The organism is Pseudomonas sp. PAMC 25886 (genome assembly GCF_000242655.1).
Lineage (GTDB): Bacteria > Pseudomonadota > Gammaproteobacteria > Pseudomonadales > Pseudomonadaceae > Aquipseudomonas.
Genome location: NZ_AHHC01000006.1, coordinates 1 through 21,922 on the forward strand (window position 1 = coordinate 1; position 21,922 = coordinate 21,922).

Annotated in this window: 13 protein-coding genes; 4 read left to right on the plus strand and 9 right to left on the minus strand. The window is 59.7% G+C overall.

Annotation, left to right across the window (positions count from 1 at the left end):
- Positions 1-552 precede the first annotated feature (552 nt).
- Genes MUM_RS0100080 through MUM_RS0100090 form a run of 3 tightly spaced genes read right to left on the minus strand, consistent with a single transcriptional unit; the run spans position 553 to position 3,029 of the window.
- Positions 553-1,104, minus strand: a complete 552-nt coding sequence (locus MUM_RS0100080; protein ID WP_010165545.1) for a GNAT family N-acetyltransferase — start codon at positions 1,102-1,104, stop codon at positions 553-555.
- Between the two features lie 22 nt (positions 1,105-1,126).
- Complete coding sequence (locus tag MUM_RS0100085) at positions 1,127-1,588, minus strand: LEA type 2 family protein (RefSeq protein ID WP_010165547.1); 462 nt, start codon at positions 1,586-1,588, stop codon at positions 1,127-1,129.
- Between the two features lie 13 nt (positions 1,589-1,601).
- Entirely contained in the window at positions 1,602-3,029 is a 1,428-nt protein-coding gene (locus MUM_RS0100090) for a nucleobase:cation symporter-2 family protein (protein ID WP_010165549.1), read from the minus strand.
- 235 nt (positions 3,030-3,264) lie between these two features.
- On the opposite strand from MUM_RS0100090, the gene MUM_RS0100095 reads away from it, so the two are divergent.
- Positions 3,265-4,890, plus strand: a complete 1,626-nt coding sequence (locus MUM_RS0100095; RefSeq protein ID WP_010165551.1) for a methyl-accepting chemotaxis protein — start codon at positions 3,265-3,267, stop codon at positions 4,888-4,890.
- Positions 4,891-5,038: 148 nt separating this feature from the next.
- Here the strand turns inward: MUM_RS0100095 and MUM_RS0100100 are convergent, their stop codons facing one another.
- The 5 genes from MUM_RS0100100 to MUM_RS0100120 form a co-directional block, all read right to left on the minus strand.
- Positions 5,039-6,016 carry a 2-hydroxyacid dehydrogenase gene (locus MUM_RS0100100; protein ID WP_010165553.1) on the minus strand — a complete coding sequence of 326 codons (978 nt, stop codon included), beginning with the start codon at positions 6,014-6,016 and terminating at the stop codon, positions 5,039-5,041.
- Positions 6,016-7,311, minus strand: coding sequence for an MFS transporter (locus MUM_RS0100105; RefSeq protein WP_010165554.1), 1,296 nt, complete (start codon positions 7,309-7,311; stop codon positions 6,016-6,018). Before MUM_RS0100105 ends, MUM_RS0100100 begins: the two co-directional genes overlap by 1 nt.
- Before the next feature lie 55 nt (positions 7,312-7,366).
- Complete coding sequence (locus MUM_RS0100110) at positions 7,367-8,311, minus strand: sugar kinase (protein WP_010165555.1); 945 nt, start codon at positions 8,309-8,311, stop codon at positions 7,367-7,369.
- Positions 8,304-9,086: a sugar phosphate isomerase/epimerase family protein gene (locus MUM_RS0100115; RefSeq protein WP_010165556.1), complete on the minus strand. Its 783-nt coding sequence runs from the start codon at positions 9,084-9,086 to the stop codon at positions 8,304-8,306. The genes MUM_RS0100110 and MUM_RS0100115 overlap by 8 nt, the downstream gene beginning before the upstream one ends.
- Positions 9,087-9,175: 89 nt before the next feature.
- Positions 9,176-10,240: a LacI family DNA-binding transcriptional regulator gene (locus MUM_RS0100120; RefSeq protein WP_010165557.1), complete on the minus strand. Its 1,065-nt coding sequence runs from the start codon at positions 10,238-10,240 to the stop codon at positions 9,176-9,178.
- A gap of 223 nt (positions 10,241-10,463) precedes the next feature.
- Here MUM_RS0100120 and MUM_RS01000000132345 point away from each other — a divergent pair, with 223 nt between their 5' ends.
- The 3 genes from MUM_RS01000000132345 to MUM_RS0100135 all read left to right on the plus strand — a co-directional run bounded on the left by MUM_RS01000000132345 (position 10,464) and on the right by MUM_RS0100135 (position 17,156).
- A complete protein-coding gene (locus tag MUM_RS01000000132345) occupies positions 10,464-12,431 on the plus strand; it encodes a hypothetical protein (RefSeq protein WP_010165558.1) in 1,968 nt (655 codons plus the stop codon).
- A gap of 247 nt (positions 12,432-12,678) precedes the next feature.
- Complete coding sequence (locus MUM_RS0100130) at positions 12,679-14,661, plus strand: hypothetical protein (RefSeq protein WP_141629456.1); 1,983 nt, start codon at positions 12,679-12,681, stop codon at positions 14,659-14,661.
- Between the two features lie 221 nt (positions 14,662-14,882).
- Positions 14,883-17,156: an autotransporter outer membrane beta-barrel domain-containing protein gene (locus MUM_RS0100135; protein ID WP_010165562.1), complete on the plus strand. Its 2,274-nt coding sequence runs from the start codon at positions 14,883-14,885 to the stop codon at positions 17,154-17,156.
- 109 nt (positions 17,157-17,265) lie between these two features.
- Here MUM_RS0100135 and MUM_RS01000000132350 read toward each other — a convergent pair whose 3' ends face one another.
- Entirely contained in the window at positions 17,266-21,741 is a 4,476-nt protein-coding gene (locus MUM_RS01000000132350) for an Ig-like domain-containing protein (protein WP_141629457.1), read from the minus strand.
- Between the last annotated feature and the right edge of the window lie 181 nt (positions 21,742-21,922).

Sequence of the window (21,922 nt, forward strand, 5' to 3'; positions counted from 1 at the left end):
TGAGTGGTAGTAGCCAGATCAAAAGCCATAGCGAAAACCAAATCTGAAACTGCTGCAGCTCTGCTTTTCTGTGGGAGCTGGCTTGCCTGCGATGCAGACACCTCGGTTTTTCAGGTACACCCAGTTGATGCCATCGCAGCGATGCGGCGACCCGACAAGCCAGCTCCCACATTTGGACCGTGCCCGCTTTTGATTTTTGATCTTGCCTTTGCTTCACACCACTCAAGCCGGCCTGTAGGCCGCTGTGCTGTTGATCTGCTTTTGATCTTGATCTTAGGCGCCCCGTTAAACCACGCTGGCCGAACGCAGGTAGTACGGAGCGGGTAAACCGGCAGGACGCCGGTTTAGCCGCGACGGGGCAGGGACGCCCCGTCGCGGCGGCCCGCGGAGTAGTACCGGAGTGAGGGCACACCGAGCCTGAGCGAGGTGCCGAGTGGTGGGGCAAGAGCCCTTTTGGTTACTTTTGGGGCTCTTTTCCAAAAGTGACCCGCTGTAAGAGCGGAACCGATATCAGCCATCACCCAAACAACGGATATACACCCAATACCCGACTCAGAAACCGCGCCCCCCCAGCCATTCCTCACGAGTAATCTCCCAAATATCCTTGGGGAAACTTCCAGCGACAAACCGCCCCTCATCGGTCCTGACCAACCGCATCCCCGTACGCTCGGAAATCCTGCGCGACGCAACGTTCGGCGTCGCCTTGGGCACCCGCATCACGGGCCGCCCCAGTACCTCAAACCAATACTCGGTCACCGCCGCACTGGCCTCGGCCATCAACCCCTGGCCCTGCCATTGCAAGCCCAGCCAAAAGCCCCGGTTGTTGTCCACCTCATCCATCAGGCTGACATTCCCAATCAAAACCTCTGGCGCGCTTTTCAGGCGGATCGACCAATGCCACTCCACACCGCGCGCCATGGCCGGCAACGCAACGTGTTCCAGATAGCTGCGCGCGCCGTCCGCCGGGTACGGCCAGGGCACCTGGGCATTGAGGTAACGCACCACTTCCCAATGGGGAAACTGCTGCTGCACGCCCTCGGCATCCTCCAGCGTCAGCGGCCGCAGAATCAGGCGTTCGGTATACAGCGTGGGTATCGCGTCCATGTGGCGAGGCTCTCCGTGATCGTTACCAGGTGGCGGTGTTGGGCAGGTCCAGGGTGCCGCGATCCACAAAGCGCATGGTGCCGAACAGCCCACCCGCCAGTTTCCCGCGTAACACATAAGGCAGGTTATTCAAACTCTGGGTCTGGCTCAAGCCCAGGGTCTGACGCAGCACGGAAAACGCCGAAACACTCACCGGCACCGTCAGTACGGTCTCCGAAAAACGTGGGATCGAACCACCCTGGTCACTCACCCCCGACGCCAGGGGCCGGCCATTGACCTCCAGGTCCAGGGCCACGCCGCTGTAGTCGATCGCGGTCTCGTTCGGGTTCTGCACCCGCAACTTGACCGCGAACCGCACCTCAAGGTCCTGGCTTTGCAACGGCTCGATGCCCACCACGTTGATGTTCACCGGGTCGCGGTCGGGGAACAGCGCGCAGGCGCTCAGGCTGAGTAGCAGCAGTGACAGGACCATGAGCTTGCGCATAAAACGGGTTCTCCTATTTCGTGACGTCCGGGTCCTGCATCACCTTGAGGGTGGAGGCTTCCGGATCAAATTCATCTTCTTCCAGTTCTATGAACTCCTCAGGCAGGAAGATGTTCAGCACGATAGCGCAGAACGCACCCACGGTGATCGGCGACTCGAAGATGTTGTGCAGCGCCTTGGGCAGTTCGCGCAGCACTTCCGGCACGGCCGCCACCCCCAGGCCCATCCCCAGGGAGATGGCCACGATCAGCACGTTGCGCCGGTGCAGGCCGGCCTCGGCGAGGATTTTGATCCCGGCCACCGCGACGGTGCCGAACATGATCAGGGTCGCGCCGCCCAGTACCGGCTTGGGCATCAGTTGCAACACCGCGCCAATCATCGGGAACAGCCCCAGCAGTACCAGCAGGCCGGCAATGAAATACGCCACATACCGGCTGGCCACGCCGGTCAACTGGATCACGCCGTTGTTCTGGGCGAAGGTCACCATGGGCAGGCTGTTGAACGTGGCGGCCATCACCGAGTTGAGGCCGTCAGCCAGCAAGCCGGACTTGATGCGCTTGATGTACAGCGGGCCCTTGACCGGCTGTTGGGAAATCATCGAGTTGGCCGTCAGGTCCCCGGCCGCCTCCAGGGGCGAGATCAGGAAGATCACCGCCACCGGGATAAACGCCACCCAGTCGAACGAGAAACCGTACTTGAACGGCACCGGCACGCTGATCAGTGGCAACTGGGGCAGGGCGGCCAGGTCGACGCGGCCCATCCACCAGGCCACGGCAAAGCCGAGGGTCAGGCCGATCACGATCGAACCCAGGCGCAGGAACGGGTTGTTGAAGCGGTTGAGCACCACGATGGTCAGCAATACCAGGGCCGCCAGGCCCATGTTGCCAGCGGCGCCCAGGTCGCTGGCGCCATAACCGCCAGCCATGTCGGTGACGGCCACCTTGATCAGCGACAGGCCCATCAAGGTGATGATGGTGCCGGTGACCACCGGGGTGATCAGTTTGCGCAGTTTGCCGATGAACTGGCTGAGCACCACTTCGATAAACGCCGCGAAGAAGCAGATGCCGAAGATCGTCGACAGGATTTCATCAGTGCCGCCGCCCCGCGCCTTGACCATGAACCCGGCGCTCAGGATCACGCTGATAAACGAAAAACTGGTGCCTTGCAGGCACAGCAGGCCTGAACCCACCGGGCCGAACGTGCGCGCCTGCACAAAGGTGCCGAGACCCGACACAAACAACGCCATGCTCACCAGGTACGGCACTTCGCTTTCAAGGCCCAGCACGCCACCGACGATCAGCGTCGGGGTGATGATGCCGACAAAGCTCGCCAGCACATGCTGCAGGGCGGCAAAGATCGCCGCGCTGAAGTGCGGGCGGTCGTCGAGGCCGTAGATCAGGTCGGATTTATAACGGGGGCGAGGGGTTTGAGCGTCAGACAAAATACGGGCCCGGGTAGGAAAAAGGAGGCGCAGGATGCCAGAAAGTGCCAGTTGTCAGAAGTGTGAAAAAATATTTCGAAACATCCCCCATTAAATCCTCAAGCCTGCCGATATCTCTTATAGGCCCACATACCTATTACAACAGTGGTGCCAACCGGTCAGAAAGGCGCGTTGACGCACACTGACCGTGTCGCGGCAGGGATGCTCGCAGCCACTACTTCTGAGAGCACCCCCTATGTCCCTCCGTCAGCTGAATATCGCCCCTCGAGCTTTCCTCGGTTTTGCGTTTATTGCGTTGCTTGTCATCGTCCTGGGGGTGTTTGCGGCCAACCGCATGACCCTGATCCGCCAGGCGTCGGTGGACATGGGCGCGAACCAACTGCCCAGCGTCGGCTATCTGGCCACCATGACCGAAAACGTCCTGCGCCTGCGGATATTGTCGTTTCGCGTCCTGGTGAATCGTGAGCCGGCAGCGCTGGAAGAGGCACAGACCCGTATGGGGGTGCTGGAAGGCAAGGTCAAGACCGCCCAGGCTGCCTACGCCGCGATGCCGGCCGGGGATGAAGAGGCTGCGCTGTACAAGACGTTCGCCCTCACGCTCGATAATTACCTCAAGGCTCAGGCTGAGATGGTGAGCTTCTCGCGGCAGAACAAAGTGGAAGAGATGCGCGCCTTGATCAACAGCCGCATCAAGGACGGTACCGACCAAATGGGCGAGCAGCTGAATAAGCTGATCGCCATCAATGCAGCAGATGCCAAGCAGGCCGGTGACGAGGCCGGGAAAAGTTATCAGGACGCCATCACCGGGATCATCGCTGTCTCGGTGATCGCAGCTTTGATGACCGTGTTGCTGGCATGGCTGCTGACCCGCAGCATCGTGACCCCGTTGCGCAAAGCCCTGGAAGTTGCCGAAACCATCGCTGGCGGTAACCTGAGCACAGTGATCGAGGACGACGGCAAGGACGAGCCCGCCCGCCTGATCGGCGCCTTGGCCGGGATGCAAGGCAACCTGCGCCAGACCATCCAGCACATCGCCGGCTCCGCCACGCAACTGGCCTCTGCAGCGGAAGAACTCAGCGCCGTCACCGAAGAAGCGTCCAAAGGCTTGCAACAACAGAACAACGAAATCGACCAGGCCGCCACGGCAGTGAATGAGATGACCGCCGCAGTCGAAGAGGTGGCGCGCAATGCGGTGTCCACCTCCGAGGCGTCCAGCCAGTCCAACCAGGCCGCACGGGAAGGGCGCGACCGGGTGGTGGAAACCGTGGGTGCGATCCAGACCATGACCCAGGACGTGCAAAACACCGCCGTGCTGATTGAAGGCCTGGCCACTCAGGGCCGTGATATTGGCAAGGTACTGGACGTGATTCGCGCAATCGCTGAACAGACCAACCTGCTGGCCCTCAACGCGGCGATTGAAGCGGCGCGTGCCGGTGAAGCCGGTCGTGGTTTCGCGGTGGTGGCGGACGAAGTACGGGCCCTGGCCCATCGCACTGCGCAGTCGACCCAGGAAATCGAAAAAATGGTCGCCGGCATCCAGAGCGGCACCGGTGAAGCCGTGCAGTCCATGCAGCAGAGTAACCAGCGCACTCAAAGCACCCTGGAAATGGCGCGGGCTGCCGGTGTGGCGCTGGAGCAGATCACCCAGTCCATCAGCCTGATCAACGAACGCAACCTGGTGATCGCCAGCGCCTCGGAAGAGCAGGCCCAGGTGTCCCGCGAGGTTGACCGCAACCTGGTGAACATCCGCGACCTGGCGACCCAGTCGGCAGCGGGTGCCAACCAGACCAGCGCCGCCAGCCACGAACTGTCGCGCCTGGCGGTGGATTTGAACGGGATGGTGGCGCGGTTCGTCATCTGACCTGAAATGCGATCAAAAATGTGGGAGCTGGCTTGCTGTGGTGAGCGGGCTTGCCCCGCGCTGGGCTGCGAAGCAGCCCCATCAATCTGGAGTGAAGCCCCCTCACCACAGCAAGCCCTCTCCCACATTGGTCCTGCGGCGTTTTCAGTCAGTGTTTCCAGGCAGCCGGGTTCACCAGGTTCTTCGGTTTTTCACCCGCCAGCGCCGCCAGCAGATTGTCCACCGCACACCGCGCCATCGCTTCCCGCGTCTCGTGGGTGGCCGAACCGATATGCGGCGTGGCTACCACGTTGTTCAGGCGCAGCAACGGCGAGTCATGCTGCAGCGGTTCGCGTACGAACACATCCAGCCCCGCCGCGCGAATCGTGCGTTGTTGCAGCGCCTCGATCAGCGCCGCCTCGTCCACCACCTTGCCCCGGGAGATGTTGATAAAGATCGTCTCCGGGCCCATCAGGGCGAACTCTTTGGCGCCAATCACGCCTTCGGTTTCTGCGGTCAACGGCAACGTCAGGCAGACGAAGTCGGCTTGCTGGAGCAGGTCTGGCAGGCTGCGGTATTCGGCGCCGAAACGCTGTTCCACCGCAGGCTTTGGCGAGTGGCTGTGGTAGATCACCGGCATGCCAAAACCGAAGTGCCCGCGCTGGGCCAACGCTTCGCCAATGCGACCCATGCCGATAATGCCCAGGGTCTTGCCGTGCACGTCGCTGCCAAAATGCAGCGGGCCGATGTTCTGGTTCCAGTTGCCGGCGCGCACCATATTGGCCAACTCCACTACCCGGCGAGCGGTTGCCAGGATCAGCGCAAAGCCGGTATCGGCAGTGGTTTCGGTAAGCACGTCGGGGGTGTTGCTGAGCAGGATGCCACGCTCGGTCAGGTAGTCGATATCGTAGTTGTCGACACCCACTGACACGCTGGCCACGGCCTCCAGGTTGGGTGCCAGGTCCAACAGTTTCGCGTCCAGGCGCAGGCTGGCACCGAGCAAGCCTTGGGCGGTCGGCAAGGCCTCACGCAGTGTTGCCAGGCCGTTGTCATCCAGTGATTCGATCAGCGTGACCTCGGCCTGCTCATGCAGGCGGACCATCAGCGGCGCAGAGAGTTTTTTGTAGAGCACGACAGACTTTTTCATCAGGTCTTTACCTTCAATTCAAGGGAATGCAGCGGGGCGCGTTCGCGGTCACTGGCGCCGGGCTTGAGAAAGATCGTCAACACCACCGACACCAGCAGCGCACCGCTCATCAGCAGGTACGACGCGCCGGGCGAACCGGTGCTGCTGTTGAGGTAACCCACCAGGTAGGAGCCGCCGAATGAACCGAGGGCGCCCATGCTGTTGATCAATGCCATTGCGCCGCCGGCGACGTTGGCCGGGAGGATCTCCGGGACGATCGCAAAAAACGGCCCGTAAGGCGCATACATGCACGCCCCGGCGATCACCAACAGGGTGTACGACCACCAGAAATGTTCGGCGCCGAGCACGTAGGACGCATAAAACGCGATGGAAGCGATCAGCAGCGGTGGCCACACAAAGCGCTTACGTTTTTGCAGTTTGTCCGAACCCCAGGACACCACCAGCATGCCGATCACCGCCGCAAGATACGGCAGCGCCGACAACCAGCCGGCCTCGACCATGTCCATCTTCAAGCCGGCCTTGAGGATCGACGGCAGCCACAGCACGAAGCCGTATACGCCAATGCTCCAGCAGAAAAACTGCAGCGCCAGGATGATCACCTTGGGCGAGCGGAAGGCTTCGGCGTAGTTCTTCACCGCCTTGATGCCCACCTGTTCTTCGGCGAGGGCGGTTTCCAGGTCTTTTTTGTGCTGGGCGCTCAGCCACTTGGCGTCGGCGGGTTTTTCGTCCGCCAGCTTCCACCAGATAAACGCCCACAGCACGGCTGGCAGGCCTTCGATGATAAACATCCAGCGCCAGCTGAAATGCTGCACCAGATAGCCTGACACCACCGACATCCACATCATGGTCACCGGGTTGCCGAGGATCAGGAAGGTGTTGGCCCGGGAGCGTTCCGCGCGGGTGAACCAGTGGCACAGGTACACCAGCATCGCCGGCATTACCGCGGCTTCGACCACCCCGAGCATGAAGCGGATCACGATCAGCATGTAGGCGTTGGAGACCATGCCGGTCAACGTGGCCAGGCCGCCCCAGAGAATCAGGCTGACGAAAATCAGTTTTTTAACGCTGCGCTTTTGCGCGTAGATCGCGCCCGGCACCTGGAAGAAGAAGTAGCCGAGGAAGAACAGCGCGCCGAGCAATGACGACATGCCGGGGGTGATCATCAGGTCTTCGGCCATCCCGGAGGCGGCGGCAAAGCCATAGTTGGCGCGGTCCAGGTACGCCAGGCTGTAGGTGATAAACACGATGGGCATGATGTACCACCAACGGCGGGTGGCGAGTTTCAACGGTTCCATAAAGTTGCTCCTGAGCTTGTTGTAGTTGTGGCAACAGGTAACGGGGTGATGCTGATTAGCCGGCTTTCTGGGTGTGGGGCAGATCGGTCCTGAACGGCAAGCCTTCCATGTCGCCACGGCTCTGCACCGCGCGGCTGCCGATCCAGTTGCCGCGCTGCACGGCCTCGACAAAACTGAGGTTTTCTAACAGCGCGCTGATCATGCCGACCGCAAACCCATCGCCGGCGCCTACGGTGTCGACCACCTTGGCCACAGGCACGGCGGCGACGAAACCCTGGTCCAGCTGCGTACGGTAATACGCGCCATGGGGGCCGAGCTTGATGGCCACGGCTTCCACGCCCTGGTCCAGGTAAAACGCGGCGATGTCGGCCGGGTCTTCAAAACCGGTGAGCAAGCGGCCTTCGCTCAGGCCCGGCAACACCCAGTCCGCCAGGCAGGCGAGGGCGTTGATTTCGCGGATCATGCGTTGCTCATTGGCCCACAGGGACGGGCGCAGGTTCGGGTCGAAGGACACGCTGCGGCCAGCCTCGCGCATTTGCGTCATCAACTGGCGCGACAGCTCGCGGGTGGCGTCCGACAGCGCCGGCGGAATGCCGGTGGCGTGCAAGTGCCGGGCTTGCAACAGCTCGGGCTTGATCGCCTCCACCGACAAATGGCTGGCCGCCGAGCCACGGCGGAAGTATTCCACCTGCGGGTCATCGCCGGCTTCTTCACGGGACTTGAGCTGGAAGCCGGTGGGGTGCAGCGGGTCCACCGCCACATGCCGACAGTCCAGGCCTTCGTTCTGCAGGGTGTCCACCACAAAACGCCCGAGGGAATCGGCGCCTACGCGGCTCAGCCACGCCACGTTGAAACCCAGGCGCGACAGGCCGATGGCGACGTTGCTGTCGGCCCCGGCAATACGCTTGTGAAACTGCGCAACCTGGGCCAGGTCGCCGGTCTGCTCGGCGACAAACATCGCCATGGTTTCGCCAAACGACAGAATATCGATCTCAGACATGTGCGTTCTCCACGCGGGGCTGGCCAAGGACGGCGAGGGCGGCGACTTGTTGCGCAGTGACCTGCACCAGGTCATCACCTTGCAGCGGAAATTCCACGGCCCGGGTAATACCTTGAGTCATGTGCTTCAGCAGTTGTTCCCACAGATGCAGGTCGGCGGCACCCGGCGGCAGTGCCACCAGCTTGCCGTCGGCGCGCCGGGCCACGGCCTTGCAGTGCAGGTAATCCACATGCCGGCCCAACAGGCGTGCGGCGGTGGTCGCGGATTGGTCCTGCCATTGCCAGTTGCCGATATCGAAGGTCATTTTCACCGGTACCGCCAGGCGTTCGACTTCGTTGAAAAACCGCTGCATCGGCTCGATGCGCCCGCCGTGCAGGGTCTGGTCGTTTTCCACCAACAGCCTCACCGGATGGCGGTTGAGCAGGGCGCTCAAGCTGTCCAGGTCGTTGGTGTCGGTGAAATAACCCAGGGAGACTTTCAGCCAGCGGGCGCCGAACGCCTGGGCGCGGTCGAGGGTGGCGGCGAGATCGGCGTTGGGTTGGGAGCGGCCGGCAACCCAGAGTTCCAGGGGGGATGAAAACACGCATTCCATGCCGTGATCCGCCGCGGCTTGGGCCAGTTCAGCGGGCTGTTCGGTGGTCAGCAGCTCTTCACGCCATTCGATGCGTTGCGCGCCGGCCCGGGCCAGCACTTCAACGAAATTCAGCTGGCCACGATCGCGGACCACGTCGGCACCGTAGCTGGAAAGACTGATGGAAACGGGGTATTTGTGCATTGTTGTTTACCTCTGAAACCGGTTTCATTTTTATACGCAAAATAAACATGTGGGAGCTGGCTTGCCTGCGATGGCGGCGTGTCGGTCGACTACTGCTTCGCCTGAGAAACCGTCATCGCAGGCAAGCCAGCTCCCACAAGGGATTGGGTCGAGCCTCGGATAATCAATTGCGGCAGAAAATCCAGGGTGCGTGTCGGCGCTGTGTCCCCGCGCAACCGCTTGAGCAAACAGTCAAACGCACTGGCGCCGATAGCTTCGGTGGGCTGGGCGAGGGCCGTGATGCCGCTGCCCACCAACGGGTACCAGTCCAGGTCATCCAGGGCGATCAGCCCGACATCTTCAAACAGGTTGCAGCCCAGTTCTTTCAGCGCACGGGTGCACGCCAGTGCGGCGATGCCGTTGGCGCAAAACAGGGCTTTGGGGCCGGCTTGAGGCGCGGCGAGGAAGGCTTGCAGGCGGGTATTCAGGTGGCTGTCGATCTCCAGCACGGCGCCGCTTAACGCACTGCGTTGGCTGATTTCGGCGTTGAAACTGTCCAGGCGTTCCAGCCGTGAGCTGGTGCCATCGGGCGCTTCGCTGACCAATAACAGGTCGCGGTAACCTTGCTGTTCGAGGTGCTCCACGGCCATGCGCACCGCCACCGGGTTATCCAGCCCCACCAGGTCGCTGTGCAGTGGCTCGACCTTGCGGTCTACCAGCACCAGGGGCATTTCCCGTTGCAGTTCCAGCAACTGGTCAAGGTGATGGCCCAGGGTATTCACGATCAACCCTTCGATGTTGTAGGCGCGCAGGGCGGCCAGGTGCTGGCTTTCCTGTTCGTCATCGCGGTCGGTGTTGCACACCACCAGGCTGTAGCCGTGCTGGCGGCAGGCGGTTTCCACGCCATGCATCACGGCAATCGAATAGGGGTTGCGGATGTCGGCCACCAGCATGCCGATCAGGCGGGTGCGGCCACGTTTCAAGCCACGGGCCATCTGGTTGGGGCGGTAGCCGAGTTCGTCGATGGCCTGCTCGATGCGCAGAGCAATGGCGTCGGAGAGCAGGGCGCGGTCGTCGCCGATAAAACGCGACACGCTGGCCTTGGACACGCCGGCACGCTCGGCCACATCAAGCATGGTCACACGGCTGCGCTGGGCGGCGGAAAATGAAGTCACGATGATGGGCCTTTCTTATTGGAGGTGTGAAACCGGTTTCAGAAAACACCAAGTCAGGCCATGCGTCAAGGTTGGCGTCCAGAATTGCTCGTCTGTCTGACGAAAATAAAACGACGAGCGGCGGGAGGTACCTGTTAGTTCTGACAGTATCCGGGCCCCTGAATCCGGCGTTTAATCGAATCCAGCTCGGCAACCGACAATGTGTTAATAGGAGCAGGCCATCATGCCCACTTCCGCCAAAGGTTCATCAGCCAACGTTTCTTCCGTGCCCCGGGACGATCAGGTCCTGGTCCTGGACCCATTTGACGAAATTGTGGGTGTTCCCGATTCGGACCCTGTCGGTTTGATTCCCCGGCCGTTTCTGGAGCGACCTTTGGAATGCCGTGTGCCAAGATGGCTGCCCGGGCCTACGATGTTTAGAAGCAACACCGTCCAGCTCATCTGGAAAATCTCCGGATTTGAAGCGGTGGCGGATTTCAAGGAGTTTGATCAAACGGAGTTTAATGCGACGCCGTTTCCGTATTCACTGTACGTGCCAACACTCTTCATGATCAGCGACTCGGTGGTGGAGGTCTTCTACCGGATCAAGGAAGCAGGTAGCCCTGATCAGGATTCGCCATCAAGAATCCTCACGGTGGACAGAACCCCGCCCACCTTTATTTCGCCCGATGATCATTTGGAGTTCGTCGATCCTGCTATCGCGGCGGGCGGCATTACCGAGGCCGTATTGGCTGCCAATGAATTTATCGAAATCCGGATTCCTCCCTACAACGATCGCGCGGCAGAGGATAGCGTTGCTTTTTACATGTCGCCGTTGAATCCCCCGGTTCCCCAGATTCCGGTTTACACCCAGGTGCTTGTGTCGATTTCCGATCCATTGATTCTGAGGGTACATCGCGACTTTTTCCGTGCGTTGCCCAATGGTCCGATCTTTATGACCTATCGGTTGTTCGATCGCACGGGTAACTTCAGTGGCTTGAGTGCCCCGACCCAGTTCCGGGTCAGCCTGGTCGTTTTGCCCAGTAATCTGCCGCCACCGCAGATCAGGCCACCGGCCTACAATGATCCTCTGCTCAATCGTGACGATGCCCGCGCAGGGATCGCAGTGCAAATCCCCAGTCAATACACAGACTTCATGCCCGGCGACGAGGTGCTGGTGATCTGGGCGGGGCGCCAGGTATTGCCTGCGGTGCCTGTCACGCGCTTTCCCTTCGATGTGGACATTCCCTGGAGTATTTTGCGCATACCAGGTCCGCTGGCTCGTGAGGAGGTTCCGGTCCACTACGAGATACGTCGGCCACTGCTACCTCCCGTTCCATCGCCGACGGCATTTTTCTGGACCGACTTCACCATTGCCGGCCAGGATCACGCCAATGCCCCCTTGTTGCTCAATGACACGCTAGCCCGGCTGCAAGTCTTTGGTAACGGTTCAGGGCTGACCAATGAGCTGGACATCCGCGACCGGGCCGCCGGTGCAAATGTATGGGTGCGACTCTTTGCAGACCCGCAACCCGGGCAGGTGCTCGAGCTTTACTGGAACGGTACCGGGCCGATTGCCCGGTATGTGGTTCAGCTTGGGGATTCGATCAATCGGTTGGTCCGGTTTGTTCCAGATGTATCGGGGGCCATTATTGTTGCTCAAGGCAATCACCCGACACTCCCGGTTTTTTACACCACCAGTAACGGTGTCAATGAACAGGTTGCCCCGAATACCCCGGTCAATGTGCATGTCGACCCTGTTGCACAAATGCCAGCACCGAGAATCGGTCATACGTTGCACGGCGCCGCTCAATTCATGACGTGTGAATCGCGCCCTGCCATCTGCCATGGTGTGCTGTGGGTCATCAGCCCTGATCCGCTGATGCGGGTCAACGACGAACTCGTTTTTGAGTGGCAAGGGTTTCGTACTACCAGCCTGGAAGATCCGATCGGGGGGACTGAGTTTGAAGACCGGTTGTTCCTGACGACCGACCACCTGCGTGACGGCGTGGTGATCACGGTGTTGCCTTGGGATACCAGGATTGCGCCCATGGTCAGGTATTGCTCGGCCAGCGGCCGCTATTACTTGCTTAGAGGGGGGGTTGTGGTGGGTGAATCGTTGACAGGGCTGGTCACAATCGATCGGGTTACGCCAGGCGGCACGGTGTGTTTTCCCGGCGATACAGGCTTCTGTGACGGCAGCGACGAATAATCATTCCTGTAACGAAAAGGATTGGCTGTGGGTTGGGAGTTCATAGGCTCGGTGTGTATTATGTTTAATCAAAAGAGGAAGTAGTACGCTGTTTGAAGTTGCTCGCGTGCTGTATTTGTCATGTGAATTGTTGACTTTTCGTGCACTTATTACTGTGCTCGTGCGACGCGCTGTGCCTGCTTGGTGGTTTACCGAAGTTTGCGAGAATGTCCAGTTAGTTTAACTAAACTAGAGCGAGTAGATTAAAATGAAAAAGACAGGTCCGTTCGTGGAAAGTAAAGAAAGTGAGGAAAACGCCACTGTCCTTTCTGTTCCCATCACGCTTCTACCCGCAGTACCTGCGGGGTTGGTTAATCCGGCCCTGTATCCCGGGTTGCTTACCCGTGCCGCCGTTGACAGGAACCTTGAACTGCAGGTGCCATCATGGGTTCCAGTACCATCGGTGTTATTGCCTGCTGACGTCGATGAGTACGTGGATGATGTTGGGAACTTCGAATCCGGGTATATCAGAAATACAAGGGTTTTTGACGCGACTCCGTTTGTCGGTGTGGTTCCTGTCGCACTGTTGACACAGGGCACCCATACTTATAGTTATAAAGTGACCACCACTGGCGGCACCAATATCGCAGGTTCCGCTGCTGTTACATTTATTGTCGACCGGCTTGCACCTTATGACACGGCCGGGATTGCTCCTTTCCCCTTGACCACCCCGGCGGGTTGGCCTGGTGCACTGACGGAAGCTTTCCTTGCCGCCAGTGGCGATGAAGTGGAGTTTCCTATTCCGGATTATGACGCCTATGGCGCAGCGCCAGGCGATACTTGGGAGTTGAGCCTCAGCCTCAATGGGCCTGTTGTCGCAACGGGTGATGTATTTCCTGACCTTGCCGTGAAAGTCACTCGCGCATTGGCACAGGCGCACGAGGGTTTGTCCACCCTGTATTACAAATTTCGGGATGCGTCTGGCAACATCAGCCGACTATCGCTCGGGTTGCCGATTACCATTGCCCTGCGACCTGCCCCGGTTTTGGCCTCACCTGGCATTGTGGATGCGTTGACCCTCACCGGTGCAGGTGATCGTTTGATTGATCTGCCCGACACTGCCAAATCCTCCGGCATGTTTGTAATCATTCCGTCTTATGACGCAGACCGCGCTCAGGACAATTTTTATGTGCGGTTGACTACGCTGGTGGGCACTCAGGAAATTGGCCCGCTTGCCTTGAACGGCCATCCTCTGCCATTCAATTTTCATGTGGGTTTTGCCACGCTCCTGGCCTTGTATGGCGCCAGCACCGGGGCGATTGCATTGGAAGTAGGGTATTCGGTTGACCGCGGGGGCGTCCGGCATCCAGTCCCGGTGCCGAGCACCATCAGCCTGGATCTGGACAAGGCCGGTCCCGTGAACCCCGACGCCCCCGATTTGGTCAACCCGAGACTGCCGCGGCCGGAACTGACTGGCGCGACATCGGGTTTAAACAATCAACTGGATGCCTCTGATGCCCTGCAGGATGCACCTGTCATCGTGACGCTGTGGTCGGATCCACCACTGCCGGATACAAAACCGTTCGATATCGTGTTGTTTTACGGTGGGGAGGAAGTAGACCGCGTGACGGTGAATCATCTCACGGCGAACCCTGGCGATGATATCGACATGAACGTGGCATGGCCATTCATTGCAAAGCACTCCAATGGTCGCATTCCGCTGCATTACGAGCTTGCCACTCCGGGTACCAATAATCGCGATGTCTCGCCCACCCAGCCGATTACGGTCGCTGCCAACGTCATTTCTTTCAACGCCCCAAGCATTGTCAATTCGGTAACGATCGCACCAGGGATTACGCTGATTGGTTGCACGGCGATGCCTGCGCCCACCTACATTGCACAAATCCGCGTACCGCCTCACCCGTTGATGACGGCGGGCATGATTATCCGCGTTAACTGGAACGCCTACAGTGATAACGCCGGCACCAGTCACTTGCCGGCTGTTTCCACGGTGTTCACTTATGGCCCCCTCACGGCAACCGAGACCGTCTCCGGTTTTAACGTACCGGTCGCACCGTATGACACGCGGGTCAAGCCAATCAATGCGGCCAACCCTTCGGAGGGGGCGGTAAGGATTACCTATTCGGTACCTGTTCCGGGGCCTTCTCCTGTTGATTCGGCGGAAGCTTATGTGATCGTCAATGCGGTTGTGGCTGGCCCAGCCTACTGCGACGGTTCTCCTTGGCCTTAGGGAAACCTTAGGTCTTCATGTCGGAAGAGGAGGGGCGATGCTTCTCCTCTTCTTCAGCATCCTACGTTTCATACTTTTTATTCAGCAATGATGTTCGGATAAGTCCTACATATTCGTTCTCCTTCTCTCCCTAATCTGCTGCTCCTGAAGGCCTGCCCCTCTCTCTTGGTGCCGGTCAATTCGTTCCCTTTGGGAAGGTTCTTTACGGGTATGCACGCAGAATGAACATCAACTTATTTTTTAAAAAACATCCGCTGACGGTGGCGCTGCAAGCACCTGCAATGGGTTTGCTCATGCTGGGGGCGTCAGTCGCTGAGGCCCGGAGCGGGTTGGTCGGGGGCGAAGAGCGCACTATTGGTCCAGGCTATATCATCGATAACTGGGTTCTTTCGGAAGACTCCCATTTGATCTCGAATGGCGCGACGTTGCGCCAGTCCCAGGTAGTGGGCTCGCGGATGACATTGAACGAGGGAACACAAGCGCAAGACATCCAGGCTTCCTCCGGCTCGCAAATCAATCTGACCGGCGCAACGGTCGAAGCTCGGGCAAATGCTGCCTATGCGATGCACTTGACCAGCAGCAATGCCGATATTCGCGACAGTACGATCATCAACAGAAATGGCCTGGGTATCAGTGCAGGGCGTAACTTTCTGACGTCCGATGGCTCGACCATGAACATTGTCGGCAGCTCGGTCAGCGGCTCTACCCTCGGCGCGATTGCCTCGGCATTCAGCCAGTTGAATTTTACCAACTCCCAGGTTGTTGCTACCGACGATACGGGGACAGGCATCCTTCTGTTGGGGGCGGACGCCTCCGCGGTCAGCAGTCAAATCGTGGGAGGTGAGAACGGTGTACGACTGCACTACGAATCCTCCGACTTGAACACCAGCAGCCTGGTATTGAACGGCTCCAGTGTCGAGGGTAGAAACGGCGCTGCGTTGCTGGTGAGTGGAGACGCGGGTTCCAGCACTGACGCGGATATCCAGGTACGCAATGGGTCGAACTTGATTAGCGGCAACGGCAATATTCTGGAAGTGATGGGCGGCTCAACGGCCAACATGAACGTCGACCGCAGCTCCCTGGTGGGCGACGTGGTGGTCGAAGGCGGCAGCACCGCCAAGCTGCAACTCAACAACGGCTCCTGGCTGACCGGCCAGTTGAAGAACGTGGCCGAGCTGAGCGTCAACTCGGCGTCCCATTGGATGCTGGTGGCTGACAGTGAGGTCGGCGACCTGATCATGGGCGGGGGTACCGTTAACTTTGGCGGCCCGGATGAGTTCTACCAACTGGATGTCAACAGCCTGTCGGGCGATGGCACCTTTGCCATGCACACCGACTTTTCCAACGGCCAGACCGATCTGCTGAACGTCAACGGCACCGCCACGGGTAATCACAGCCTGTTGCTGGCGGCGACGGGCTCGGACCTGGCCGCTGCCACTCCGATCATGGTGGTGCACACCGAAGGCGGTGATGCGCAGTTCTCCCTGGTGGGTGATACGGTGGATGTCGGGACCTATTCCTATGGCCTGCAAAAGCAGGACACCGACTGGTACCTGGACCCTAGCCGCCGTGGCACCAGTAACAGCACCAAAGCGGTCCTTGGGTTGTTCAACACTGCACCCACCGTGCTCTACGGCGAGATGTCCCTGCTGCGTACCCGTATGGGTGAAGTGCGTTTCAGCGACGGCCAGAGCAACGGTTTCTGGATGCGTGGTTACGGCAACAAGTATGAAGTGGCCGGCAAACGGGACGGGGGCGGCTACACCCAAAACCAGCGTGGCCTGACCCTCGGTGCCGATGCCCCCCTGTCCAGCGGTGACGGCCAGTGGATGGCCGGTGTCATGGCCGGTCACAGCACGTCCGACATCAGCCTCAATGCGTCTGGCAGCGGTAAGGTCAACAGCTACTACCTGGGGGGTTACGCCACGTGGCTCGACGACGAAAGCGGCCTGTACTTCGACGGTGTGGTCAAGCTCAACCGCCTGCACAACGACGTCAAGGTGACCATGAGCGACGGCAAGCGCGCCAAGGGCAACTATGCGCAAAACGCCGTGGGCGCATCCGCGGAAGTCGGTCGGCATATCAAGCTCGATGACGGCTACTTTGTCGAGCCGTACTCGCAACTGAGCGCCACCATCATCCAGGCGCAAAGCTATGAACTGGACAATGGCTTGCACGCCAAGGGCGACCGTTCCGCTTCGGTGGTCGGCAAGTTGGGTGTGACGGGCGGCAAGAACATCCAGCTGGAGAGCGGTGGGGTGCTGCAACCTTACCTGCGTACCGCGGTGGCACATGAGTTCAACCACAGCAACCAGGTGCGGGTGAACGGCCACAGTTTCAACAACGATGTGTTTGGTTCGCGCATCGAAGTGGCGGCGGGTGTGGCGATGTCGGTCTCGAAAAACGTCAAGCTGCACGCGGATCTGGAACACGCCCAAGGCAAGAAGGTTGATCAGCCGTGGGGTGTCAACGTAGGGGTGCGTTACGATTTCTAAGGCACTGGTTCATTAAAATGGGAAGCTTCAGCTTCCCTTTTTTCGCCATAAAAAAGGCAGATTCATCAATGCGATGAACCTGCCTTGTGTTTACCCTAACTCACGACAGTCAAGGCTGAAGGCAAAATGCCGAATAGGCATATGATCTCAACCGGCACCAGACCCGCGCCGAGTCGCGGCCGTAATACATGATGCCTTCTGGTAGAAAACCTCCACAACCGCCCTCCAGGCAGCACCAGTAACCATACTGATTGAGCGGGAAGCTTTGAACCGTCCCGTAGACGGTTGACATGTGGCTGAGCGCGCTCGCTCCCATGGCTATCGCGCCCGGCAGGGAGTTGCGCCAGGCGATTGCGCCGTTGTAGTCAGACTCGGCGTTTCTCACCCGCAAGTGCCACACGTTACTCACGCTGACGTTGTAGGACACCGTACTGCCCAGGTTGTCTCGAACATCAATTGTGGTGCTGCCATTGCGGTTCCCCGTGACTTTCCCGGCTTGGGTCACCGACGCAATACCCGAGTTTCTTGAACTGTAGGTATAAGGCAGCACACCGCCGGTGGGTGTGCGCGTTTGTGCATTGCCGGGATAGTCCTGAGCATTCCTGACCCAGCCTTGTGCCACGATGGCATAGCCATTGAGGTGCATGTTGGTTTGGTCGATGGTCAACGGCGGTGTCGCCGCACCCACGGTAAAGGTCCGTGTATTCGACTCCACATTGGCATACAGCGCTTTGACGTGAACCGAGTAGGTTCGTGTGGTCAAGCCACTCATCACGTAGCTCCAGTCTCCGCCGGGGCTTACGGTCAATGGTCCGCTTATGGGTGCACCGCCTTCCCACAACCGCACCTGCAAACCAGGCGTCGCCTTGCCGCTGACGGTGACGGAGGTGTTGGTGGTGGTGCCCTGATGCGGGACTTCGCCCCTGGAGTCACGGACGGTGATGGTAGGCGTCACCACGGACAGATTGTTGAAACGCCACAGGTTGGAAGTCGGCCGCGGGTTACCTTGGCGCCCCCGTGCCGTATAGCGACGCTCTCCCAGCGCAACCCCCGTCACCACCACAGACCAGGGTGATTGACCGGCAGGCACGCTGGTGATCAGTAAGTCGCCGTCATAGATATCGAACGGACTCTGAGGGACGGGACTGGCGGTGCCGGTGAGCGTCACGGTGCTCGTTGCTGCGGACCCACCGTTGGCAATGAGGTTGCCGACGGCATCCGCCGCACCCGTAATGGCGAGCGCCAACACGGTATTGCGCACGGTATAAAGGGTAACCGGGGCGCTGATTGCTTGAGCCTCGGTGGCGTGGGTGACATACCCCACTTTGAATTGAATCGAAACCTGCTCGCCATTCGGGCAAGTAGCCAGCCAGTCCAGAGGGGCGGGAATACTGACCCCGGCTGCCGCGTTGTGGGGGTGAGCAGCCCATATCACCAACGTAGCGGGGCTGGCTCCTGGACAATGGAGCGTCAGCCAGAGGTTCATTCCGGTATACACATAGGGCCATTGCGCCACCGTCAGCAGTGCCGACCCCGGCAGGGTAGGTACATCCAGGATCGAGGTGTGCGGCACATTGTGGATCAACGGACGAGGCAAAGAGGTGATCGTGCCGACCCTGACTGTCTGCACATGGGAGGGTGTGGCGCCTGGAATACCGGTGCGCACGACGGAGTAACTCAGTTGGATGGTGCTGTTGATACTGAGGGCCATGATCTTGTTGTCGATGGGGAACACCCGGGTTCCCGTGGCCAGGCCACTCAACGTGATGCGATGCACCGTAGCGTCCTGATAGACCCACTTCAAGGTGATCAGGTCGTCGCTGCGCATATCGTCATAGCGCACCGTGACTCTCACGTTATTTTCGACCGCCAGCGGTTCGACCGTTACGTTCGGGCCCGTGCCCGAGGCGCCCTGGAGCACTGGGTGCGGCAAGATACTGGGCAGTGTCTGAATATAGTAATGGCGCTCCCTGAACATCAGGGCCTCGGACTTGAATTGGCCGCGATCAAAACTGACCCAGAATCGAGTGGTCAACTGCGAACCGTCCCTTAGCCGGCGCAGTTCATTGACCGGCGTAGGAGGGCTGACGCCTTGGGTTTCACCTGCTGCGGTGACGAGCTCTGCACTATAGGTTTGTTCATAATAGCGCCGACCATCGGCATATTCGCCTTCGTAGTCCATCCACATCCGCTGGTCCCTTTGGCTGAAGTCCCAGCGGTCGATGACCGTACGCTCGTTGCCCGCCAGGCGGAATGTTTCGAGTATCGGGTTGTCGCCCACGCCCTCGATGGTGGGAGTGGGTGTATCAATGAGAGGTAGCAGATGCAGGACGAGGGGCTGCGACGGTATTTCCCGGGTGCGCCGCAGCAGGAAATACTGCACCGTGATATTCCGGCCAGCCGGATGAATATTGGCTCCGATCACCTCGGGCGGTACCCGGAACTCGACACGCATGTCGGCACTCCCGTCTTTGGTCTCGCTGTGGCTGCCAATAAACGCCAGGCCATTCCATTCGGCACGAATCCGGTCAGTGGGGAGCATTTGCGGGAAGTACACGACAATGGTCGCGCCCGCTGTCACGCGTTCCGGCATCAGTTGGTCAAGGTCCGGGTCTGCTTCACGCACGGTGGGTGGCAGCAGGTCGCCCAGGGGCCGGCCGACGGTGACCACCAGCACTTCAGAACGCAGTGGCTCGGCGCCAGGCCTGACGAGTGAGTAGCTCAGGCGGATCTCGTGATCCAGGTTAGCGTCGACATAGGACTTGTCCACCGTGAAGGCAACCGCGGCGCCTGCTGAAGCCTCATTCAACAGAATGCTGCCCCCGGTAGAACTCTCGGGGCCGCCAGCGCTGCCCTGCCATCGCCACACAAGCGTGTCCCCGGGGAGCGTGTTGACATACGGCAGGGTGACAATCGCCTGGCCAATTACATCATTGGGGTCAAGGTTGTCATCAAGGTCGACGCCTTGCATCAACGGCCGTGGCATGATCTCCACACGATCACCGAACTGCACAAACAGGTCTTCAGAGTCGCGAATCGTCAACGCATCGATCTCCGTCGGCCCGATCCTGCCGTCGTCCACCCGATAAAATACCCGGACATGGCCGAGGCCGACAAAGCGTTGGAACTCACTGTTGGGCACAATCCGAAACCGCGTAGGGGGCGGTGGCGCGCCGGCCAGCAGGGTCTGCTCATAAAACTCTACGCCGCCACCGGGTCGTATGGCCTCCATGCGCAGGGTCACGGGGAAGTTGGGGCTATAGGGCGTGTACTCCGGGAAGTCCACGGTAATGTAGGGGGCCGCCGGGTCGATCAAACCGACCTCGGCCTCCCTGATCGTCACGGCCGGCATATTCGCCTGGGTACCAAAGACCGTGACCGTCAACCCACGGGAGGTACCCAGGACGGTGCCCAGCGGGAATTGCACCTCATAGGTGATCAGCATCGAGCCATTGATCAGCTGTTTGATGATGTCATTGCGCACGACGGTAAACGCCGAGCGGTTGAGCACTGCCGGGAACGGCGGCAGTGTTTCCACCAGCGGTGAGCCGTCGAACTGGATGGCGTTCAGCGTTGCGACGATTTGGGCGCCTGCGGGAGTGCGGGTGCCGTTGGGCAGCACAGACGGTACTACCACCTCGAGTTCAAATGTTTTCTCCCCTTGAGTATCGAAATTGACGTCAGTCGTGTCGACGCGTTCTACGAGGAAGTAGGGCCGTTCCAACAGGGTGGTGTCCAGATCGGCTTTCAGGTGAGAGGTTTGCGACCACTGCCGAATTTTTCCGGAAACGTTGTCCACTTCGTCGTAGACCCGTAAGCGGATCGCGATCAGTCCGCTGCCGGCGCGCTCAATGATCCTTTCCGATACGAATACCTCAATGGGGGTTCGCCCCTCGGCCTGGTCTGCGTCAATCTGAAGCAGGACCGTCTGGTTGCCGTACTCCAGCTCGAGGGTGTCGCGCACGCGGATGTTGGGGTAGCGGTCAATGGGGAACAGCAAGCCCGAACTCGCCCGGTCGGGCTCCAGTACCGCGTCCGGGCCCTGCAGATCAGGGGGCAAGTGCAGTTTCAATTCGGAATGGTAAGGCAGTCCTGGGTCTGTATCGTCCCCACCGGGGCGCGTGTCTTTGATGAAGAATGTTTGCTCCACCGAAGTGCTTTCAGCGCCGCCCAATGCTCTGACTACACGTCCGAAGCAGGGAAAAACGAAACCGGTGGGCACCTCCTCATACGGAATTGCCAATTGGTAGCGCACCTGTGTTTCCTGGCCCGGGCGAATTTGGTCCTCGGCCTTGGGAAACCGTGTATCGCCCATGTAGTACTCAAACACATCATCCACATTGAGGTTAATCCATCGTTCAAAATTGATGATCAACCCATTTTCGATATGGGCGATGTTCAATCCCCGGTCCGCCCCCACGACAGACAGGATTGCACGGCTCGCATAGGGCGGCGGTGTAAGATCTACTGCCGTGGTCCCATTCGCGTCGGTGTTGGTGGAGGGCGGTAAAACGCTCAGGGAGGCGTCGGCGGGCGGACGTTCAGGCCGGTCGCTGCTGTCGTGATCAATGGGAGAGCTGGACATGGATGTTCTCCTTGCAGAAAGGGCGCGCGCCGATGCGAAAGCACGCGAGGCAAGGAAAATCAAACACCCGGAGGAAACCGGCGGATAGCTGTGAGAAATGACAGTGCCGACGAGTGGTTGGTATCAGGTACAGGGAACCTGAAAAGAGGGACAGTCTATTGCTAAATAGAACTGCCCCTTC